The sequence below is a fragment of the Metabacillus rhizosphaerae genome (assembly GCF_037201795.1).
Taxonomy (GTDB): Bacteria; Bacillota; Bacilli; order Bacillales; family Bacillaceae; genus Metabacillus; species Metabacillus rhizosphaerae.
Window position 1 is genome coordinate 2,106,105 of record NZ_CP147403.1, and the last position, 20,957, is coordinate 2,127,061.

The window sequence follows — 20,957 nt, forward strand, 5'->3', positions numbered from 1 at the left end:
TTGTGTTAAGTTCTTACTTGTCCTAATTTTATCACAGGTGTATCATAAGAAATAAATTCATTACTATCGGAGGCGCTTATGGAACTAGATATATCAAAGCATTCCTTGCCAGTTTTCGAAGCACTTGCAAGCAATGTAAGAATTAACATCATTCAACTTTTAGCTGAGCGTCCAAGAAATATGAAAGAATTGGCGGAGGCATTAGGGTTAAGTAGTGCAATAATGAGTATGCATATAAAAAAATTAGAAAAAGCAGGAATCATTCGTACTGATCGAGTGCCTGGTAAAGGCGGAGTACAAAAGCTATGTGTCCTGTATGTAGAAAATATGGAAATTATCTTCCCTAAAAAACAAGAAGAACATAAAGAGTTTCACCAAACTGAAATTTCAGTTGGACATTATACTGATTTACATGCTGAACCAACTTGTGGATTAGCTACCACGGAAAAGATCATTGGAGAGTTCGATGACCTTCGATATTTTTTTGATGCTGACCGTGTAAATGCTAAAATATTGTGGTTTTATAAAGGGTATATTGAATATAAAATTCCAAATTACTTGCTAGCAAGTCAACACCCAAATGAGCTCGAAATTTCTCTTGAACTTTCATCTGAAGCACCATTTACAAATAGTAATTGGCCCTCTGATATTGATTTTTATCTAAATAATATTCATTTAGGTACATGGACAAGTCCAGGAGATTATGGTGACAATCGTGGTAAGTATACTCCTTCATGGTGGCCAAGTGTTGTGAATCAATATGGGCTATTGAAGAAGCTTAGAATTGCTAATGATGGTACATATATGGATGGGAATAGACTATCTGATATTAAATTAGAAGATGTAGGGATTAGGGAGAAACAATGGACATTTCGTATTGCCGTTCATGAAGATAGTGAGCATGTAGGTGGTGTTACATTATTCGGAAGAGGGTTTGGCAATTATAATCAAGATATTCTTTTTCATCTTTATTTTGAAAAGGAAAATCAAAATAAAGAAAAGTTAATAGAGAATATTAACTCAATAAAATAAGGAAGCTGACTATCTAAAGTCAACTTCCTAAAGTGATTTTTTTGTAAGTTTTGATGTCTCGAACGAGCGCTTGCGCTTTACTTAATGTCCGCCAATAAATGCTAGTTGAATGAAAAATAGGACGGCAAAAATGTAAACAAAAAGATGAACCTCTTTCCACTTACCTTTTGCAATCTTCATTAAAGGATAAGAAATAAATCCAAGTGCGATACCAGTAGCGATGCTAGATGTTAAGGGCATACTAATCACGACTAGAAATGCAGGAAATGCTTCATCAAGTTCTTTCCAGTTAATATCGGAAATTGCACCCATCATCAAGCTTCCAACTATAATGAGTGCTGGTGCTGTAATTGCTGAAATACCAGAAACTGCACCAATCAGTGGACTGAATAAAAGCGTGAATCCGAATAAAATCGATACGGTTAATGTTGTTAATCCAGTTCTTCCTCCTGCAGCTACTCCTGCTGAAGATTCAATATAAGCACTTGTTGGACTTGTTCCAAACATTGCTCCAACTGTTGTTGCAGCTGAGTCAGCCAATAAAGCAGTACGAGCCTTTGGTAGCTCATTACCCCTCATTAATCCAGCTTGTTGTGCAACACCAATCATTGTTCCAGTTGTATCAAAAATTGTTACCAATAAGAAAGAAAAGACAACTGTATATAAACCGTGTGAGATCACATCACCAATTGCTGAAAATGGATTTGTGATAAGAATACCTTCGGGCAGACTAGGTAAAGAAACGAATCCTTCTTTAAACTCAAGCTGTCCTGTCAAAAAGGCTATTAGTGCAGTAATAACCATCCCGATAAATAATGCACCATGAACATTCAAGCTCATTAAGACTAATGTAACCGCTAGACCTACTAATGCTAAAACAACAGATGGTGAATGTAGATCACCTAATGCAACTAGGTTGTTAGGATCAGCAGTTATAATTCCAGTTAAACGAAGTCCAATAAAGGCAATGAAAAGACCGATACCAGCTGTAATTCCACTCTTTAAATTACTTGGAATAGCTTCAATTAATTTTTTGCGGAATGGTGTTAAAGATAAAAGGACAAAAATAATACCCGCAACAAATACAGCAGAAAAAGCTGTCATGTATGTAATATTTTCATTTGCTCCAACAACTGAATAAGCAAAATATGCATTTAAACCCATACCTGGGGCAATAGCGATTGGATAGTTTGCAGACAGTGCCATCCAAAGTGTACCGATGATTGTTGCAATGATTGTTGCAGTGAACACTTGATCAAATGGCACTCCTGCGTCAGCTAATATAATCGGATTTACGACAACAATATAAACCATAGTTAAGAAGGTCGTAAGCCCTGCAATTATTTCAGTTCTTACATTTGTATTGTGTTCTGCTAATTTAAACATAGTTACCCCCGTCATTTTTACGAACGTTTTTCAAAACATGTATAATAATATTCGTTTTTAATTTATTTTGCAATAGTTTTCTCTTTTTTTGTTACCTTTTCCTTTATAGGGGATTTTCTTTAGTAATGTAAACATATTATGTGCATTAATAAGTAAATTATAAAAATGAGCCAAGTTATCTTTTAGTTTAGGAAGTTTCTTGCACTGTGGATAAGCGCACGACATCCAGCTCCAGCGCCTAGCCCCTCGAGGTTATAAGCTTGTCGGGACTGATCAAGGCGTTTGCGCTTTTGTTGTTGCTGTTTACTTTTATCCTGAGATAGTGTTTGGTATGTTATAGAAGGAATTGATGATAAATGATAGTAGGAGGTTTACATAATGAATTGGAAAGAAGAAGTTGAAAAAAGAAAAGACGAGATCATAAAAGATACACAGGCATTTCTGCAAATAAAAAGTGTTTTAGATGAGGATACCAAATCTGAGATTGCTCCATTTGGTGAAGGGATAAATAATGCATTTCTCCATTTATTGCAGTTAGGTGATGCTTCGGGTTTTACAATTAAGAACCTTGACGGCTATGCAGGACATATCGAGTTAAAGGGAAGTAGAGAAGATGTTGTTGGTGTGCTTTGTCATGTTGATGTTGTTCCAGAAGGTGACGGTTGGACGAGTGATCCCTATGGTGCGGAGATTAGAGATGGTAAGATTTTTGCTAGAGGGGCGTTGGATGACAAAGGACCGACGATCGCGGCATTTTATGCGATGAAAATTGTGAAAGAACTTGGGCTATCCTTAACAAAGAATGTACGCATGATTATCGGAACAGATGAAGAAAGTGAATGGCGCTGTGTTGATCATTATTTTAAGCATGAAAAAATGCCACTAATGGGTTTTGCGCCTGATGCTGATTTTCCGATCATCTTTGCTGAAAAGGGAATAATTGATGCTACGTTAATACAAACATCTACCTATGATAATGAGCAAGGTAATGCAGTGCTTCAAACCTTCCATTCTGGGAGAAGGTTTAATATGGTCCCTGATTTTGCTGAAGCATCTTTCATGATTAAAAGTGATCAAACATCAGTAAGCGAATTATTTACAGATTATATAACTCAAGCAAATGTAAAAGGAACTAGTAAAGTCGAAGGGGATCTTATCAAATTAACGATTGAAGGTATCTCAGCACATGCAATGGAGCCAAACAACGGGGTAAATGCTGGGATATTAATGGCTGCATTTTTGAATAAGCTTGAACTAGATAAAAAGGGTAGCCAGTATATCAAAACAATCGTTGATGTTTTTGAAACGGATACTCGTGGGGAGAAACTTCAGATTTCATATTCTGATGAGATCAGTGGTGAATTAACTGTAAATCTTGGCATTATGTCTTATACAAATGAGACCAATGGGAAGCTAGGAGTAAATGTTCGTTATCCAGTTACTGGTGATGCAGATCATATAAAGAAAGGCTTCTCAGCTCTAGCAGGTTTTGATTTACAAGCATTTGATGACTCTGAACCACACCATGTGGATGAGAATCATCTACTTATTCATACCTTACAGAAGGTGTATGAAGAACAAACAGGTGAGAAGGCAGAGCTAATTGCAATTGGTGGTGGTACTTATGCGAGGTCGTTAACTGCAGGTGTTGCATTCGGTCCACTGTTTCCTGGGAGACCAGATATTGCTCATCAAAAGGATGAATATATAATTATAGAAGACCTTTTGAAAGCAACGGCCATTTATGCACAAGCTATATATGAATTAGCGAAATAATGAATGATGAAATATGGCAGGGATGATAGTAGATTGAAACAGGATGACTTCATTTCTTGAAAATGAAGTCATCTCTTTTTTTAAGGCTCTTTTCTAAGAGATTATTGCTTTTAAAACAAAAACAAATTCAGGTTGATTGGAACGGTTTGCGAGAATCCTGCGGGAGCACCGCCCCGCGGAAAGTGAGCATCTCTCGCTGCAATCAACCACACCGCATTACTTGGTAAATTGCAACAATGTTTGTGAAAATAGACTTTTTAAAGGATAAACAGTTGCCAGTAACTCTAAAGTGATAAATAGGGTCTGTATTTTGTTAAGGAAAGAAGGAATATTATGGAATACACAGTCATACATCAGCAGGAACAAAAAGCAACCAATCTTAATTTTTCAAAGTTTTATTTCTTTGTTTTTTTTGGGATTGGTTCACTTTTTCCGCTTTTATCCCTCTATTTAAAAGATGTTGTTGGCCTATCGGGTAGCCAAATAGGAATTATTATGTCGATTAGCCCAGTTGTGATGATTGTCGTACAACCGATATGGGGAGTCTTAAGTGATGTAACACAAAAGCCAAGCTTCTTATTATCCGCGGCGATCCTTTTAACTGCGATGTTTGGGATCATTTATTCTTTTATAAATAGCTATTACTGGATTGTAGTTATGGCAATTTTGCTTGCTATCGTGCAAAGTGCGGTTATTCCGTTATCAGATAGTATTGCGGTAAATTATGTTCAAAAAACAAAAGGTCAATACGGTTCGCTTCGCCTGTGGGGAGCTGTTGGCTTTGCCGTTGCTGTTCAAATTGTTGGTTGGCTTTCAGACCTGATAAGCTTATCAGTTATTTTTTATGTTTTTTCCATTGCCTTACTTGTTTCATGTTTATTTGCTTGGCAGCTACCAAAAGAAAATCAATCTATGAAAATTAGTTTAAGAAAAGGGCTTAAAGAACTTATTAATGTGCCAAGATACTTTGTCTTTTTATTTATTTCTTTTTTAGTTTTAGGACCACTGTTAGCGAATAATATTTATTTTGGGATATTAATAGCTGAAGTAGGTGGTGGGCTTACGGGTATTGGTCTTGCGTTTTTGTTAGCAGCTGGTAGTGAAGCCCCATTTATGAAAGTCGCAAGCCTTTGGATAAACAAGCTTGGAATGATTAATATCTTAATTTTGGCGACAGTAGTAGCTGCTATTCGCTGGTTTTTATACTTTATTGAACCACCTTTATCAATCATTTATATTTCTACTATTGCCCAAGGGCTTTCATTTGGTTTGTTCATGCCAGCGGCTATACAATATGTCAGAGATTTAGCACCTAAAAAAGTTGGGGCAACTGCTATTTCGTTGTATTCAGCTATCGGTAATGGGCTAGGGAACTGGTTCTGTACTTTTGTAGGAGGGTTAATTTTAGAAGGATTTTCAGTCATGTACGTATATTTGTTTTTCGGAGCAATGACTGTATTGGGATTGTTGGTGTTACTATTGTTTAAACTTACTAATAAAAAAGCTGCTATGTAAAAAAGGAGAGGAAACATTTCCTCTCCGTCTAAATTAAAAAGCAAAGACATCACTTGATAGATAACGTTCACCAGTATCACTTATTATACAAACGACTACATCTTCAGGTGTTAAACGTTTTGCTACTTATTATGCTGCATAACATGCTGCACCAGAAGATGGCCCAACTAATATTCCTTCCTCACGAGCAAGTCTTCTTGTTATATCATATGCTTGATCATCCTCAATTTTGAGAATTTCATCATATACCTTTTGATTTAAAATTGAAGGAATAAAGCCAGGGCTTGTCCCGACAAGTTTGTGCATGCCTGGTTTTCCACCTGAAAGAACCGGAGATCCAGCTGGTTCAACAACGTGAACTCTTAAATCTTTGTAATGTGCCTTTAATGCTTCCCCTGTTCCTGTAATCGTCCCACCAGTGCCAGCAGTAGCAACAAAAGCAGATAGCGGCTTGCCAAGTTCATCCATCGCCTCGATTATTTCTTTTGCCGTAGTATGACGATGTGCATTAGGATTTGCTTCGTTATCAAACTGCATTGGCATAAAGGCGTTTGGTATTTCTTTTGTTAGCTGCTCTGCTTTTCTAATAGAGCCTGGCATCTTTTCGTCACCAGGTGTTAGAACAACCTCTGCTCCGTATGCTTTAAGTAAATTAATACGTTCTTGTGTCATTGTATCAGGCATAACAAGAATTGCTTTATAGCCGCGTGCAGCTGCATTCATTGCAATCCCGATTCCAGTATTTCCACTAGTAGGTTCAATTATGGTTGAATTAGGCTTTAATAAACCTTGCTTTTCAGCTTCAATAATCATATTGTAAGCAGCACGATCCTTTACACTTCCACTTGGATTAAAGAATTCAAGCTTTAAGTAAACCGCTGCGCTATCCTCAGGGGTTATTCGATTTAATTTTACTAATGGAGTATTTCCGATAAGGTCTGCAATGTTGTTAACGACTTTCATTATGTCACTTCCTTTTGATGTGCTTGTAAAAATTCTATCATATAAAAATTAATATTCCTATTACAATACTAGGATATAACAAAGATTGAATTTAACACAATACTTACCCTGAATAATGTTTTTTCTTTTAATGTGGGATAGAATAAATAAATAATGAATCGAACCGTCTGTACATTAAGAAATCTGGGGGCAATTTTTATGAAACATCAAACTCATTTTTTTATTGCAGTTCCAATAGAAATCGATCTTAGAAAAGCAATACATAACTGGCTAGCTAATAATAAGGGCAACCTTCCATTCCAATCTTGGGTTCATCAAGAAGATTATCATATTACTTTAGCTTTTTTGGGTCACATTGATGCAGATGATCAGTTAAAAAGATTATCGAAACTTTTGAAAGACAAAATAGTCAATCTACCACCATTCAGCCTTTCAGTAAAGGGGCTTGGTGTTTTCGGTAAAAAAGATACACCAAGAATATTTTGGGCTGGAATTGAAGACTCTTCATCCCTTATTTATTTGCAAAAACAAGTTTTTCATGCTTGTCAAGAAATTGGTTTTAATCTTGATTCAAAGCCGTTCCGTCCTCATATCACACTTGCAAGACGTTGGAAGTCAGACAAACCTTTTGTTACACCGGAACTGTTTCTCGAAGCAATTCATAATGAGCACCAAACCTTTATAGTCAAAGAGATTCATTTGTATCAGACCCATCTTGATCGATTTCCAAAGTATGAAGCAATTGATGTTTTTCATTTAAAAGGTGATAAATGATGAAATATGTTTTAACCATACTGCAAATATCATGTTTATTGACGATATATCTTATAGGAGTGCTTATTCAAAAGGTTTGTAACTTAACTGTTCCAGGAAGTATTATTGGTATGATCTTATTATTTGGAGCGCTTTATTTTCGAATTATTAAGCGAGAGTGGATAACCTTGGGAAGCTCTCTCCTTTTAAAATATTTACCAATGTTATTTATACCTGCTACAGTAGGAGTCATTGACTACCTTGATTTATTTATGGGAAGTGGACTAATTACGATTGGGATCGTATTAGTTAGCACAATCATCGTGATGGTAACCTCTGCTCGAATAAGTGATGTTTTATTAACAAGAGGTGAGGATGCTAATAAGGATAAGGGGCTACACTTATGAGTCTGTTTTTTTCAATCTTATTTATCGGGATAACAATTGTTATTTATTTACTCATGAAGCAATTTTATAACCGTTATACCTACTCATTACTCGTTCCGATCTTCACGTCCAGCCTACTAGTTGCTGGATTATTATTAGTGACAAATACGTCATATATCACCTACATGAGTGGTGCAAAATGGCTAGATGAGTTATTAGGGCCAGCTGTAGTTGCATTAGCTATTCCACTATATGATCATCGAGATATAGTAAAAAGGAATTCACTAACTATTTTCATTAGTGTTATTGTAGGAGCGATTGTTGGAATGGTAAGTGGAATCATTTTAGGAATGATAAGTCGAATTAATAAAGAACTTATTTTTTCAATAGCTCCAAAATCAGTTACTACACCAATTGCAATGGAAATAAGCGAGTTCGTTGGTGGAGCACCTGCACTTGCGGCTGTTTACGTAATGGTTGCTGGGATATCAGGTGCAATGTTTGGACCGTATTTAATGAAAGTCTGTAATATTAAGCATTCCATTTCAAAAGGAATTGGCTTTGGTACAGCATCGCACGGAATTGGAACTGCAAGGGCGTTAGAGATTGGAAATGTTGAAGGTGCACTTAGTTCAATTTCTATGACCTTAAGCGCTATTTTTACAAGCTTCCTATGTCCAATAATTTTGTCATTTTTCCTATGAAACGAAAATGTTGGTGAGAGAATTTCTACAGCAACCATAACAAACAATGAGGGAGTTGATAAACGGTTGGCACAATTAATTAAACTTTATGATTATATCTCACGCTACGAGCTCAATGCTTACCGTTATTCAAGTCAGTTTATCCGATTAAAAAAGCAACAATGGGATAAGGTTTCACGAGCATGGGAAAGTGATTCGTTTCATTCGGTAATGAAAGTAAGTGAATCTCCAACCCTGCAGCGTGAAGATGATACGGAAAAGCTGTCCATTTTAAAAATGTTTAAAAGTAGATTTTCCAAGGAAGTACCTGAACCACAGGTTATTAAACCACTTATAAATGACGCAATACTTGCTGATGAGGATTTGCAATTTCAATTTACAACGATACCAAAAACAATTGACGATCTTAAACATTTATTTTTGGATTATATTTTTCGTTTTCAAGTTCGTTGGGCAAGCTCAACTCTTCGGGAAATATCATCGGTAGAAAAATCGGTGTATAGAGATAGGGTATTGAAGTATTTTGTTCAACGTATACCTGATCACTACTTATTACTTTATAGACCAGTTTTTCAGTTGAAAAATGCTCCAGTTGAACTAGATTTAATCCTGATAGGGACAACAGAAGTCTATTGTATAACACTTGTTGAACAGTTAGATGAAACAGTTTTTACAGGTTCGAAGGAAAAATTCTGGGTTGCAAGAAAAGGTGATCACGAAAAAAAAGTGCTGAGTCCATTATTAAGTCTCAATCGTACAGGAACTGTTGTCGAAAAACTAATTTCAGCACAGGAAGTTGACATTCCCGTTAAAAAACTAATGATAAGCCGTAACGGTTATATAGATTACCCTTATGCTCCTTATGATATAACAATTTTAGATAAACGTACATATCACGAGTGGTTTCAGCGGCTAAGGAAATCATCTGCACCATTAAAGCATACCCAGTTAAAAGCAGCGCAAGTATTGCTATCTCACTGCCTAACAAATTCCTACTACCGTAAGGAATGGGACGAAGAATCCTCAAATGATTAATTGCAGTATAGGGACAAGGCCTTTGGAGTCAGTCCCTTTTTGAGATGAAATTATAGTGAATTTAGCTCTTGCACTTTTTAGTGAACACAATATATTCACGTACATAAACTAGTATAGATAATGGAGTATAAATGTATGAATGGATTATTTTTTTTCATAAACCCATCAGCAGGTCATGGTCGAAGAATGAAAGTGTGGAATAAAGTAAAAAGAGAGCTTGAAAGAAAGAAAGTTTTATATCGTTCATTCTACACAGAATATCCTTGTCATGCAGAAATTCTAGCTAGACAAGTGGCAACGATACAGAATTATCATTTAAAAACCATCGTTGGTGTAGGTGGAGATGGAACAATACATGAAATTATAAATGGCATAAGTTCTAATACAAATAGGTTTTTTAAGAGCTGGAAGTGGGAATAACTGGTTTCAATTACCAACAAATCCAGTTAAGGCAATAAGACTAATCAAACAAAGGGGCAATAAACCGGTAACACAATATGACCTTGGAGAGTTTCGATTAATTGGAAAGAAAATTGGGCAGTATTTTATAAACCATTTAGGAATAGGATTACAAGCTGAGGTTCAAAAGGAAATAGAAAATATTCCAATTAAAAAGTTATTGGCCATGCTAAAAATGGAGTTTGTAACGTTTATCATTGCCTATTTTAAGGTATTATTAGATTATCAACTTTCTTCATTAGAAGTTTGCGTTAATGGAGAGTTTACTACGTATAATAATGTATGGTTCATTATCATATCAAATGGACCTAATTATCAAGGGGAATTTAAGGTTACTACTAATGCAAACGCTACGAATGGGGAACTAAATATGACAATTGTACACAGTATCAATCGATTTCAGCTTTTTATGGTGATTTTTTTCAATATGGCTGAAAAACATTTAAGTGCAGTAATAAATACAATTGCTTGTGAATCCATATCAATTACTTCTAAAAAACCTTCAATAATCCATGCAGATGGAAAAGTTGTGGGAGAGACTCCAGTTTCAATTAGTATAAGAAAATTTCGTGTTGCCCTTATTAAATAAAATCATTTCAAATGAAATAAAAAGACTTCCAAATGGGGGTGGCTTGATTGCTAAAAATAAATCGGAAATATGAAGCTTTTTTAGATCAGATTAATGAAATCGCTATTCTAGTTCCAAAAGATTTGGAAAAAGAGGATAAGGCGTTTTATATAAAAAGTAATCACGGAAACGAACTGCTTACTATCAAGCAAAAAGTGAACATTGAGTCACATGTGAAATATATTTGTCAGTTTACAAGTGACCTACAATTCGGTCAAACCTATATGATTATTGATGAACGTGGAATTGAAACGGATTTGCAAATAGGCTCTGTCATTCGCTCGGTTGAGTTTGATCATCTATTTGCTTATGAGGGAAATGATCTTGGTGCCATTTATCATAAGGAAAAAACGGTTTTTAAAGTGTGGTCACCAACAGCTACTATGGTGAAAATAAGACTTTACCAGCAAAATAAAACTGAACTCGGTACGTATGATATGGTTAGGTGTGAGAAAGGAACTTGGTCAATTGTTTTGGAAGGTGACTTTGAGGGATACTTCTACACTTATCTTGCATGCGTAAATTTAGTGTGGCGTGAAGCGGTAGATCCATATACGACAGCAGTTTCAATAAATGGTGAATATGGTGTAATTGTTGATAAAGAAAAAATCTCTATCCCTACTGTTGAGCTCCCTATTTTTAAACAGAAGACAGATGCAATTATTTATGAAGCTCACATCCGCGATTTTTCTATACATGAGGATAGCGGTATGATCCATAAAGGTAAATACAATGCATGGTTAGAGAAGGGTACGAAAAATAAGCAAGGTGATTCAACAGGTATCTCCTATATGTCTGAGCTTGGTGTAACACATGTTGAACTTTTACCTGTAAATGATTATGAAGAGGTGGATGAAAACAACCCACTTGCTTCCTATAATTGGGGCTATAATCCGCTTCATTTTTTTGCTCCTGAAGGAAGCTATTCAATGGACCCCACAAATCCGTATAAACGAATAATTGAATTAAAGCATGTTGTACAATCACTTCACCAACAAGGCTTAAGAGTTATACTTGATGTTGTTTATAATCATGTATATTCAAAAGAGGATTCGTCTTTTGAAAAGCTAGTACCAGGTTATTATTTTAGATATGATGGAAATGGGATTCCATCAAATGGAACCGGTGTTGGAAATGATCTTGCCTCAGAACGATACATGGTGAGAAAATTCATTATTGATTGTGCTTGCTATTGGATGAATGAATATAATATTGATGGCTTTCGCTTTGACTTAATGGGGATTCTGGATGTAGATACCATGCTCGCATTACAAAGCGAAATTTATGCTTTGAAGCCAGATTCGCTTTTATTAGGTGAGGGGTGGAATTTAGATACACCTTTGCCATTTGAAAAGAAAGCGATCATTCCAAATGCAAATAAAATTCCAACAATTAGCTTCTTTAATGATCATTTTCGCGACGTTATTAAAGGAAGTACGTTTAGTGTACATGATCGTGGATTTGTATATGCTAATTTAGAAAAAAATGAACAGATGAAACAACTTATTAGTGGTTCACCATCTATGTTTAAAGAACCACATCAATCCATTAATTACGTTGAATCACACGATAATCATACAATGTTGGATCGCTTTCTATCCTTTTGTCCAACTGAGATGGAGGGGAGCAGACTGGCTAGACATCGTTTAGCAACGAGCATTGTCATTCTTTCGCAAGGTGTTCCGTTCCTTCATGCAGGTCAGGAGTTTTTCCGTACTAAAAATAGTGTTGAAAATAGCTATAACTCTCCCGATGAAATAAACTGGATAAACTGGAGTAATCGATCGATCTACAAAGAAAATGTTGAATATGTAAAAGGGTTAATTAAATTAAGAAAGCTTCATGCAGCATTTCGTTTTCCATCTTCACTTCAGATAAACAAACATCTTGTTTTTAAAGATGAACTCCCACAACTGATTACCTATCAATTACAAGAAGTGGAGCATCTGGGCCCTTGGGGAACAATCTTTGTTGTTCATAATAATCATCTCAATCAAACATTTACGCTTTCTTTAACTAAGGGAGATTGGCAAATTGTCGTGGATCCTGAAAAAATCTATTTGAATGAGCCAATTGCAATAAAAAATGAGGCAAAAATCAATAAAATAGGAACGTACGTTTTCTGTAAAAACTAGGTTTTTCAGTTTTCCTTGACTAGTCTTATCATAAGGAGATAAAATTTAATAGGATGGCTATTGTGCAATTATTTTATAATCACCAATAGCTATCCTTTTTATTTCAAAATGAAGATTATTGAAGACGAAGTAAATAATACATCTAGATTTGGTCTTTAGCTCAAGCGAACTATTCCCGAATATGATTTCTAGCAGGAAGAGTACGAAATAACATCGAGCTTGCGCTTTTCTAAATACTTTTATGAAATGTTGGGTTGAAATTGAAGGTGAACTGGTTGGAACAAGTATTAGGTAGTGAGTGGAAAATTACTCCCGCTGGAGGAGCAACAGGTGATGCTTATTTTGCAAAACGCGATGGACAGGAGCTTTTTTTAAAGCGCAATAGTTCACCGTTTTTAGCTGTGCTTTCTGCAGAAGGAATCGTTCCAAAGCTAGTTTGGACAAAGAGAATGGAGAATGGTGATGTAATCACTGCTCAACATCGGTTGATTGGTCGTGAGTTAAAACCAATCGACATGAATGGTTCAAATGTTGCTGAGCTCTTGCAAAAAATTCATCACTCTAAAGAACTATTAGATATGTTAAAACGATTAGGAAAGCAACCGCTCACTCCTAACTCCATAATTGAAGATATACAGCAAGCAGTTGCTTTTGAAAAATTAGAGCAACCAGAAATAAATCAGGCAATCGAATTACTAGTTCGTCAACTTCCAGATGTTCAATGTGACGAACAAGTTGTTTGTCATTGTGATGTTAATCATAATAATTGGCTTTTATCAGAAACCGATCAGTTATATTTAATTGATTGGGATGGGGCAATGATTGCAGACCCTGCTATTGATATTGGAATTCTTTTATATTGGTACATAGATGAAGCAGACTGGAAAGAGTGGCTTTCATCATATGGCTTGGAGCTTAATGAGCGCTTAAAAACTAGAATTTACTGGTATGTGCTACTGCAGGCATTAACATCGTTTTTATGGTACCATGCAAAAGATAATGAAAAAGAAAAGCAGAACTGGATAGATCACATTAAAATGATACGAATTAAAATGAACTCAAATTAAGAAAAGGTATCAATATCTTGAATCCATTGAGATAATTGGTCCTGATGCGACTCAATATGTTGATCGAGAGAAGCTGAATTCTTTCCAGATTGGCTGTAGAAATAGATGTCCTCGAGTACACCTTTTACATTTTGGCCTGTGCTTGAGTTAGCCATTAACGATTTAATTACTCTTTCAAGCTGTTCACACTCTGCAACTGTTCCACAGCATTCACTTTGATGCTCTGATAAGATATCTTTTAATAAACTTACCTGATCATGATATTGGATTGGCAAATTAAACACATCCTTTCATACTTGAATCTCGAACCATGAGGTTTTACTTCACGTAAAGATTGGGATAAATCATATAAATATAACTTGTCTTTAATAAAGCGGAATTATACTTAAGTAATACATAGAGTAGTCAATATATATAAAGACTGACAAGAGCAAAAGTCAGTCTTTTTGTGAGGATTAGAAAAGTTTAAAATTTTTTGACTTGATATCCATCCAGCTTTTTTTAAGCAGTTAAGAAAGTATAAAATTTTTTACTTAGTTTTTTTGGTGTCTAGCGCAAGCGCCTAGCCCCTCGGGGTCATAAGCCACTCAGGAATTGAAGACAAAGAACGTTTTCTTTTCCTGAGCGTCTTATGCCTGCCTTAGTCTGAACAAGGCGCTTGCGCTTTTCTTAATAAGTATTGCATGCATGCTTATTTCATGTTATCTTTTAGAACGAAATTAATTCAATTGAGGTGTCTTCATGCGTGTACGTCATAAACCTTGGGCAAGTGATTTTATTGCCGAGCATTCACAATATGCAATCGCAAACCCTGAACAATATAAAGGAAAATGGAACGAAGTATTTGGAAATAACAATCCAATTCATATAGAAGTGGGTACAGGTAAGGGGCAATTTCTAACAGGGATGTCTGTGCAGAATCCTGAAATTAATTATATTGGTATTGAGCTTTTTGATAGTGTCATTGTTACAGCTCTTCAAAAAGTTGTGGATTTAGAACTACCTAATATGAAGTTACTAAACGTTAATGCAAAAGATTTGACAGAGTACTTTGATGCAAATGAAATCGATCGAGTGTATTTAAACTTTTCAGATCCTTGGCCGAAACCGCGTCATAGTAAAAGACGTTTAACGTTTAAAAGCTTTTTAGCCCTATATGAGAAAATTCTTGTAAAGGGTGGAGAAATCCATTTTAAAACAGATAATCAAGGTCTATTTGAATTTTCATTAATAAGCTTTTCAGAATACGGCTTAAAGTTGAAATTTTTAAGCCTTGACCTTCATAATAGTGATTTCGAAGGAAATATTATGACAGAATACGAAGAGAAATTCTCTGAAAAAGGTCAGCGGATATATCGCGTTGAAGCTAAATATATGAATGAAATAAAATAAATGTAAAAAAAGGAAATGATGCAAATGTCATTTCCTTTTTTTTTTGTATCGTTATCTATTGTCATAACTAATTAGTCGTATGATAAGATAATAATAAGGGGGAGGGAAAGAAATGGAAACACTTTTAATAGGACAAACACTGATAACTTGGTTAAATGGTGGGGTCACATATCTTGATGGGGGGGCCATGTTTGGCGTTGTCCCAAGAACGCTTTGGTCGAAAAAGTATCCTGTTAACGAATTAAATCAAATTGAGTTACGGACAGATCCATTGCTTATTCAAAAAAATGGCGAGAATATTCTCTTAGAAACAGGTATAGGCTCTGGTAAGCTAAATGAAAAACAGTTAAGAAATTATGGTGTCAAAGAAGAATCAGCAGTTGAGCAATCATTGAGAGAGCTCGGGCTTACACCTGAAGATATTCATATTGTTTTAATGACACATATGCATTTTGATCATGCTTGTGGGTTAACAAAGTGGAAAGATAACCAGTTAATTTCTGTGTTTCCTAACGCTAAAATTGTTACTTCCTTAATTGAGTGGGAAGAAATGCAACAACCTAATATTCGTTCGCGAAATACATATTGGAAAGAAAATTGGGAAGCAATTAAGGAACAGGTCTCAACATTTGAAAGATCAATTACAATAACTGATGGTATAGAAATGCATCATACAGGAGGCCATAGTGATGGTCACAGTGTCGTGATTTTACAAGATGGTGGAGAAACGGTTGTTCATATGGCAGATTTAATGCCTACACATGCTCATAAGAATCCATTATGGGTATTAGCTTATGATGATTACCCAATGACCTCGATTAAGAATAAGCAGAAATGGCTGAAGTATGGCGAGTCACAAGACGCATGGTTTACTTTTTATCATGATGCATACTACCGAGGAATAAAATGGAATGATCAAGGTGATATTGTAAAAAAGATTGAACGAAAAAGGAATTAATTAGTGGAATATATATTAAGAAGGGGCACAAGGTAAATGGGAGCCCCTTATACATTATGCAATTTGTTCTACATGGATAATCGTACCTGTTTTAGCATCTACAAACGCTTCATATTGCTCGAGACGATCATTGACAGTACGAGAAACACCAGTTTTAAAAACTTTATAAGTTAAATGGTCATTTGAAAAGGTTTCAGGAACTGTATAAATCCACGACCCATCGATAGGACCTTTTTCCTTAAACGCTTTTTTTACAAGTTCTAATGCTTTATCGGACGAGATTGACATTTGTTTTATTTGGTCATTTAGAAGGAATGTTGATGCAATTCCAATACCTAAGCCAAGTAAAAAATATTTACCTTTCATATTCGTCACCCCTAATTCGTATATATTTAAATTACGCTCGATTTTTTAAATGCATAGATACATTTTAGTATATGGCCTACAGTTGTTGGAGCGGTCTCCTGAAGAGGAGATCAACAACCAAGTTTAACAGAGCCTAGTTTATAAAAATCATTATAGCATGTTAATTAGTTATATTAAGTGAAGTTATTTCAATACATATTACGTAACAGTAAGAAAAAGACGCAATCTGCGCTGAAATGAGGGTAAAGAATGAAAAAAGAAACCTTACAATTATTTAAAACATTAACAGAACTTCCTGGTGCATCTGGAAATGAACATCAAATAAGAGCATTTATGAAAAATGAGCTTGAGCCATTATCGGATGAAGTAGTTCAAGATAAATTAGGTAGTATTTTTGGTGTTAGACATGGAAAGCAAGATGAACCAACAATTATGGTTGCAGGGCATATGGATGAAGTTGGATTTATGGTAACTGCGATAACGGATAATGGGATGCTCCGTTTCCAGCCGCTTGGTGGTTGGTGGAGTCAAGTGCTGCTTGCACAAAGAGTAGAGATAATTACAGACAATGGGCCAATCATTGGTGTAATTGGTTCAATCCCTCCACATTTATTAAGTGAATCACAACGATCAAAGCCAATGGAAATAAGTAATATGTTAATTGATATCGGTGCAGATAGCAAAGATGATGCAAAACAAATTGGAATTAAGCCAGGTCAACAAATAGTTCCGATCTGTCCGTTTACGCCAATGGCGAATCGGAAAAAAATTCTTGCAAAGGCATGGGATAATCGCTACGGATGTGGACTTGCAATTGAATTACTAAAGGAACTTAAAGATGAAACACTTCCACACACACTTTATTCTGGAGCTACAGTTCAAGAAGAAGTAGGCCTACGAGGAGCTCAGACAGCAGCTACAATGATTAATCCTGATCTTTTCTTTGCATTAGATGCTGGGCCAGCAAATGATATGAGTGGAGATAAGAAAGTGTTCGGACAGCTTGGTAAGGGAGCTGTTTTAAGAATTTATGACCGTTCCATGGTTACACATCGTGGGATGAGAGAATTTATTCTTGATATGGCAGAAACACATGATATCCCATATCAATATTTTGTATCTCAGGGTGGCACAGATGCAGGACGTGTCCATGTTTCAAATCAAGGTGTACCATCTGCTGTAATTGGGGTATGCTCACGCTATATTCATACATCTGGATCAATCATGCATGTAGATGATTATGCAGCAGCAAAGGAACTACTTGTGCGTCTCGTTAAGTCCTGTGATGCTACAACAGTGCAAACGATTAAAAGTAATTCGTAAAAAGAGTAAGGGGAATGAACGTGATAATCGCAATTGGAACGAAGAATCCAGCAAAAGTTAATGCAGTTAAAGCTGCTTTTGCCTCAAATTTACCAGGAGAATTCACCTCAATAAATGTACCTTCCAATGTTTCAGCACAGCCTTTAACTGACAATGAGACAATGGCTGGGGCAATAAATCGAGCAAAAAACGCTCTTATAGAAGCGAATGGTCAAATTGGTGTAGGATTAGAGGGCGGTGTTGTGAAACAAGAGCATGGCTACTTTTTATGTAACTGGGGAGCGATTGTTGACGAGCATATGCAACCAATCGTAGCTGGTGGATCCAGGATTGTTATTCCTGAAGAAGTAGGTGCTCTGGTTTTTAGCGGATTGGAATTAGGTGATGTTATGGATCGCTATGTCGGAAAACATAATGTTCGCCAAAATGAAGGGGCAATTGGAATTTTTACAAATGGTTGCGTGGATAGAACGGAAATGTTTACACAGCTATCAAAACTTTTAGTTGGTCAATATTTATATAAAACCTCTAAGGCTTACTAAAGCCAAAATAAAAAGCGACTAAAGGGTCGCTTTTTATTTTTTTACTAAATATTAAAGTACATAGCTTGTTGGACATTCCAACCGTAACATTAGCTTATCTGACAGTTCTTTTAACTGATGATGAGGATGCTCAGGTAATTCGTATGTATTTTGCCTGCTAAGTAAATAATAACTTCCATAATATCCCCTTAAATCGGTATTATTTAATATAAACAAATTTTCCACTTGGTAAAATGTGACAAAAAACGACTTTCACTTGTCAATAGAAAAAAATTCGGGGTATTATTATATAAGTTCTATTTACCTAGTATATTTGGGGGATTGATATGATATGAGGCAATTAACTCTTGTGCTAAGTCTTTTACTAACTTTTTTATTATTGGGCTGTACAGTATCAGATGAAGAATTAACCAAAACCACAATAGATAATACCAAACAGGCATTCAAAGACTCGCCACAGGATACAAATGAACATACAAAGCTCTTTTCATATTATTTACCTGAAGAATTTAGTGTAAAAGAAACGAAGAAGTATAATGTATTGCTCGAAAAGGGAAATATGAGCTATTTATTATTTGTAAATGAAAACGAGGAAGCTAATAGTAAAGTTTCTTATGACACACTAGTAGAAAAATATGAAAAGCCTTTTATTTCTGAAACCTTTCAAGATAAAGAGAGATTCGGCTATCTATTTGTTAATAATCTTGAAAAAAACACTTATGAAGTTACAGTTGGTATCGGTGGAACAAAGTTAACAACTGAAGCAAAAGCCAATGATGTTTCAGATGCTGCAAAAAATATGATGGATATTGTTAAATCGGTTCAAAAAAAATGAGTGTTAAAGAGGATTAAATTAGGCATAACCTTTTTTAAGCCTCTTTTTCATTTCGAAAAGTAGTAGTAATATAGTCATTGCAAGTTGGCTAAGTGGAAACGTAACAGGGAATCATATAAACTATATATGACGAAACAGAGTTTAATTAAGATGGAGGAAATTGTTATGAAAAAACTAACTTCAGCAGAAGAATATAAACAACTTATTCAAGGTGACAATGTTATTTTTATGTTCTCAGCAGATTGGTGTCCAGATTGTCGCGTAATTGAACCTATTTTACCTGAAATCGAAAAAGAAAATAGCTCTTATACATTTTATTATGTCGATCGTGATGAATACATAGATTTATGTGCGGAATTAAGTGTATTCGGAATCCCAAGCTTTGTTGCATTCCACCAAGGTAAGGAAGTTGGAAGATTTGTAAGTAAGGATCGCAAAACACAAGAACAAATTCAAGATTTTATTAACAGCCTTACATAGCACATATAACGAATACACTTCACTTTAAGGTTAAACGAAAAACGATTATGTTCTGCAAAATAATGGACCCAATTTGGTTAAAAATCGGATTTGGACATAAAATCAAGTTAAAGAGGGTTCCATCCTCTTTCCTTCATAGAATTTATTCGAGAGGAGGAACTATGAATGAAAATGACTTCAAGAAAATTAGTAGAAATCCTAAAAGAAAAGCTTACACAACCACAATGGCAATTTGATTTTGATCGTAAGAAGGATTCTTTAAGAATTGAGGATTCCACAACAAACAAAGGTGTAACACTATCTCTTCCGGGAATAATTGCAAAGTGGGAAATATCAAAAGAAAAAGCAATAAATGAAGTTGTTTATTATGTTGAAGAGGCTTTAATCGTTATGAGCGAGAAACAAGAGCTTACAGGAAAGGAAAAATCTATTTTTCCAGTGATTCGCTCTACTTCTTTCCCTACCGAGAGTAATGATGGAATTCCGCTATGCTACAGCGAGCATACAGCAGAAACAAGAATCTATTATGCACTAGATCTTGGAAATACGTATCGTTTAATTGATGAAAAAATGATGGAAAAAGAAAATTGGACAAGTGACCAATTAAAAGAAGTATCATCATTTAATATAAGATCTTTAAAGACAAGTATAAAAGAAGACAATGTTGCAGGGAACATTTTTTATTTCTTAAACGCAAACGATGGCTATGACGCAAGCAGAATATTGAATGAAAGTCTATTGCAATCATTTGAGGAAAAGATTGAAGGTAAAATGGCTGTTGCTGTCCCACATCAAGATGTGTTAATAATAGTCGATGTTCGAAATAATACAGGTTATGATATTCTGGCACAATTAACGATGAGCTTTTTTGCAAGTGGTACAGTCCCAATTACTGCATTATCGTTTTTATATGAAAATAAAAAGCTTGAGCCAGTGTTTATTTTAGGGAAAAATAAACCACAAAAATAATCATTAGATAAAATTTACTAACAAGGTTTGAACACCCATAAATAGAAACTTCAAACCGAACAATCTAGAAGAAAAATGAAGAAATGAAAGAGGCGGCCGATATAGCTTTCATCGTGATGGAGGTTATTTTAATTATTGGTTATCCTCTTTTTTTTCTTTAATTTATTTTTAACGTGAGGGGGGTTCTTCAGTATCAATAAGTCTAGTAGTTCTACCCTTACCTATATACCTAAAACCTTCTTCCTACAGTTGG

The 20,957-nt window shown here is 35.3% G+C and carries 21 protein-coding genes and 1 pseudogene; 18 read left to right on the forward strand and 4 right to left on the reverse strand.

All coding sequences use genetic code 11. The annotated features are described in order from the left end of the window. Positions 1–78 precede the first annotated feature (78 nt). Positions 79–1,032 carry an ArsR/SmtB family transcription factor gene (locus WCV66_RS10265; protein ID WP_066326500.1) on the forward strand — a complete coding sequence of 318 codons (954 nt, stop codon included), beginning with the start codon at positions 79–81 and terminating at the stop codon, positions 1,030–1,032. Positions 1,033–1,113: 81 nt separating this feature from the next. Here WCV66_RS10265 and WCV66_RS10270 read toward each other — a convergent pair whose 3' ends face one another. Beyond that, the gene (locus tag WCV66_RS10270; RefSeq protein ID WP_066326508.1) at positions 1,114–2,418 is read right to left on the reverse strand and encodes an NCS2 family permease; all 1,305 of its coding nucleotides are present in this window, start codon (positions 2,416–2,418) and stop codon (positions 1,114–1,116) included. A 378-nt stretch (positions 2,419–2,796) separates the two neighbouring features. Between WCV66_RS10270 and pepV the strand changes: the two genes are divergently transcribed. Further along, positions 2,797–4,194 carry a dipeptidase PepV gene (pepV, locus tag WCV66_RS10275; protein WP_338788904.1) on the forward strand — a complete coding sequence of 466 codons (1,398 nt, stop codon included), beginning with the start codon at positions 2,797–2,799 and terminating at the stop codon, positions 4,192–4,194. Positions 4,195–4,527: 333 nt separating this feature from the next. After that, the gene (locus tag WCV66_RS10280; protein WP_338788905.1) at positions 4,528–5,709 is read left to right on the forward strand and encodes an MFS transporter; all 1,182 of its coding nucleotides are present in this window, start codon (positions 4,528–4,530) and stop codon (positions 5,707–5,709) included. 33 nt (positions 5,710–5,742) lie between these two features. On the opposite strand, the pseudogene cysK reads toward WCV66_RS10280, so the two are convergent. Next, positions 5,743–6,672, reverse strand: a pseudogene (gene cysK / locus WCV66_RS10285) (cysteine synthase A). 198 nt (positions 6,673–6,870) lie between these two features. On the opposite strand from cysK, the gene thpR reads away from it, so the two are divergent. From thpR to WCV66_RS10325, 8 genes are all read left to right on the forward strand, one after another. Further along, on the forward strand, positions 6,871–7,446 hold the full coding sequence (gene thpR / locus WCV66_RS10290; protein ID WP_338788906.1) for an RNA 2',3'-cyclic phosphodiesterase: 576 nt from the start codon (positions 6,871–6,873) through the stop codon (positions 7,444–7,446). Then, a complete protein-coding gene (locus WCV66_RS10295; RefSeq protein WP_066326529.1) occupies positions 7,446–7,832 on the forward strand; it encodes a CidA/LrgA family protein in 387 nt (128 codons plus the stop codon). Before thpR ends, WCV66_RS10295 begins: the two co-directional genes overlap by 1 nt. After that, the gene (locus WCV66_RS10300; RefSeq protein ID WP_338788907.1) at positions 7,829–8,515 is read left to right on the forward strand and encodes an LrgB family protein; all 687 of its coding nucleotides are present in this window, start codon (positions 7,829–7,831) and stop codon (positions 8,513–8,515) included. Before WCV66_RS10295 ends, WCV66_RS10300 begins: the two co-directional genes overlap by 4 nt. Positions 8,516–8,581: 66 nt before the next feature. After that, a complete protein-coding gene (locus WCV66_RS10305) occupies positions 8,582–9,550 on the forward strand; it encodes an NERD domain-containing protein (RefSeq protein ID WP_338788908.1) in 969 nt (322 codons plus the stop codon). A 135-nt stretch (positions 9,551–9,685) separates the two neighbouring features. Beyond that, entirely contained in the window at positions 9,686–9,970 is a 285-nt protein-coding gene (locus tag WCV66_RS10310) for an acylglycerol kinase family protein (RefSeq protein ID WP_338788909.1), read from the forward strand. A 205-nt stretch (positions 9,971–10,175) separates the two neighbouring features. Beyond that, entirely contained in the window at positions 10,176–10,598 is a 423-nt protein-coding gene (locus WCV66_RS10315; protein WP_413789641.1) for a hypothetical protein, read from the forward strand. 47 nt (positions 10,599–10,645) lie between these two features. Then, a complete protein-coding gene (gene pulA, locus WCV66_RS10320; protein WP_338788910.1) occupies positions 10,646–12,772 on the forward strand; it encodes a type I pullulanase in 2,127 nt (708 codons plus the stop codon). A gap of 266 nt (positions 12,773–13,038) precedes the next feature. Then, complete coding sequence (locus WCV66_RS10325; RefSeq protein ID WP_198165125.1) at positions 13,039–13,839, forward strand: phosphotransferase family protein; 801 nt, start codon at positions 13,039–13,041, stop codon at positions 13,837–13,839. On the opposite strand, the gene WCV66_RS10330 is transcribed toward WCV66_RS10325, so the two are convergent. Continuing rightward, entirely contained in the window at positions 13,836–14,114 is a 279-nt protein-coding gene (locus tag WCV66_RS10330) for a YtzH-like family protein (protein WP_066326547.1), read from the reverse strand. The genes WCV66_RS10325 and WCV66_RS10330 overlap by 4 nt on opposite strands. Before the next feature lie 466 nt (positions 14,115–14,580). Here WCV66_RS10330 and trmB point away from each other — a divergent pair, with 466 nt between their 5' ends. Together trmB and WCV66_RS10340 are read left to right on the forward strand one after the other, a co-directional pair. After that, a complete protein-coding gene (gene trmB, locus WCV66_RS10335; RefSeq protein ID WP_066326550.1) occupies positions 14,581–15,231 on the forward strand; it encodes a tRNA (guanosine(46)-N7)-methyltransferase TrmB in 651 nt (216 codons plus the stop codon). Between the two features lie 112 nt (positions 15,232–15,343). After that, positions 15,344–16,189, forward strand: coding sequence for a YtnP family quorum-quenching lactonase (locus tag WCV66_RS10340; protein ID WP_066326552.1), 846 nt, complete (start codon positions 15,344–15,346; stop codon positions 16,187–16,189). Positions 16,190–16,243: 54 nt separating this feature from the next. On the opposite strand, the gene WCV66_RS10345 is transcribed toward WCV66_RS10340, so the two are convergent. Further along, positions 16,244–16,555 (reverse strand): PepSY domain-containing protein, encoded by a 312-nt coding sequence (locus tag WCV66_RS10345; RefSeq protein ID WP_066326560.1) that lies wholly within the window; start codon positions 16,553–16,555, stop codon positions 16,244–16,246. A gap of 249 nt (positions 16,556–16,804) precedes the next feature. On the opposite strand from WCV66_RS10345, the gene WCV66_RS10350 reads away from it, so the two are divergent. The 5 genes from WCV66_RS10350 to WCV66_RS10370 all read left to right on the forward strand — a co-directional run bounded on the left by WCV66_RS10350 (position 16,805) and on the right by WCV66_RS10370 (position 20,704). Next, a complete protein-coding gene (locus WCV66_RS10350) occupies positions 16,805–17,878 on the forward strand; it encodes a M42 family metallopeptidase (RefSeq protein ID WP_338788911.1) in 1,074 nt (357 codons plus the stop codon). A gap of 14 nt (positions 17,879–17,892) precedes the next feature. Then, positions 17,893–18,420, forward strand: coding sequence for a DUF84 family protein (locus WCV66_RS10355; protein WP_066326568.1), 528 nt, complete (start codon positions 17,893–17,895; stop codon positions 18,418–18,420). A gap of 331 nt (positions 18,421–18,751) precedes the next feature. Beyond that, entirely contained in the window at positions 18,752–19,255 is a 504-nt protein-coding gene (locus WCV66_RS10360; protein ID WP_338788912.1) for a hypothetical protein, read from the forward strand. A 165-nt stretch (positions 19,256–19,420) separates the two neighbouring features. Further along, the gene (locus WCV66_RS10365; RefSeq protein WP_413789642.1) at positions 19,421–19,735 is read left to right on the forward strand and encodes a thioredoxin family protein; all 315 of its coding nucleotides are present in this window, start codon (positions 19,421–19,423) and stop codon (positions 19,733–19,735) included. Positions 19,736–19,900: 165 nt separating this feature from the next. Continuing rightward, positions 19,901–20,704, forward strand: a complete 804-nt coding sequence (locus WCV66_RS10370) for a DUF1444 domain-containing protein (RefSeq protein ID WP_338788914.1) — start codon at positions 19,901–19,903, stop codon at positions 20,702–20,704. Positions 20,705–20,957: the final 253 nt, after the last annotated feature.

Coding starts and splice junctions, on each gene's coding strand:
- WCV66_RS10350 (WP_338788911.1), top strand. CDS start 16,805: ATGAAAAAAGAAACCTTACAATTATTTAAAACATTAACAGAACTTCCT.
- WCV66_RS10295 (WP_066326529.1), top strand. CDS start 7,446: ATGAAATATGTTTTAACCATACTGCAAATATCATGTTTATTGACGATA.
- WCV66_RS10345 (WP_066326560.1), bottom strand. CDS start 16,555: ATGAAAGGTAAATATTTTTTACTTGGCTTAGGTATTGGAATTGCATCA.
- trmB (WP_066326550.1), top strand. CDS start 14,581: ATGCGTGTACGTCATAAACCTTGGGCAAGTGATTTTATTGCCGAGCAT.
- WCV66_RS10310 (WP_338788909.1), top strand. CDS start 9,686: ATGAATGGATTATTTTTTTTCATAAACCCATCAGCAGGTCATGGTCGA.
- WCV66_RS10365 (WP_413789642.1), top strand. CDS start 19,421: ATGAAAAAACTAACTTCAGCAGAAGAATATAAACAACTTATTCAAGGT.
- WCV66_RS10340 (WP_066326552.1), top strand. CDS start 15,344: ATGGAAACACTTTTAATAGGACAAACACTGATAACTTGGTTAAATGGT.
- WCV66_RS10315 (WP_413789641.1), top strand. CDS start 10,176: ATGCTAAAAATGGAGTTTGTAACGTTTATCATTGCCTATTTTAAGGTA.
- pepV (WP_338788904.1), top strand. CDS start 2,797: ATGAATTGGAAAGAAGAAGTTGAAAAAAGAAAAGACGAGATCATAAAA.
- WCV66_RS10280 (WP_338788905.1), top strand. CDS start 4,528: ATGGAATACACAGTCATACATCAGCAGGAACAAAAAGCAACCAATCTT.
- WCV66_RS10265 (WP_066326500.1), top strand. CDS start 79: ATGGAACTAGATATATCAAAGCATTCCTTGCCAGTTTTCGAAGCACTT.
- WCV66_RS10270 (WP_066326508.1), bottom strand. CDS start 2,418: ATGTTTAAATTAGCAGAACACAATACAAATGTAAGAACTGAAATAATT.
- thpR (WP_338788906.1), top strand. CDS start 6,871: ATGAAACATCAAACTCATTTTTTTATTGCAGTTCCAATAGAAATCGAT.
- WCV66_RS10360 (WP_338788912.1), top strand. CDS start 18,752: ATGAGGCAATTAACTCTTGTGCTAAGTCTTTTACTAACTTTTTTATTA.
- WCV66_RS10370 (WP_338788914.1), top strand. CDS start 19,901: ATGAAAATGACTTCAAGAAAATTAGTAGAAATCCTAAAAGAAAAGCTT.
- WCV66_RS10355 (WP_066326568.1), top strand. CDS start 17,893: ATGAACGTGATAATCGCAATTGGAACGAAGAATCCAGCAAAAGTTAAT.
- WCV66_RS10300 (WP_338788907.1), top strand. CDS start 7,829: ATGAGTCTGTTTTTTTCAATCTTATTTATCGGGATAACAATTGTTATT.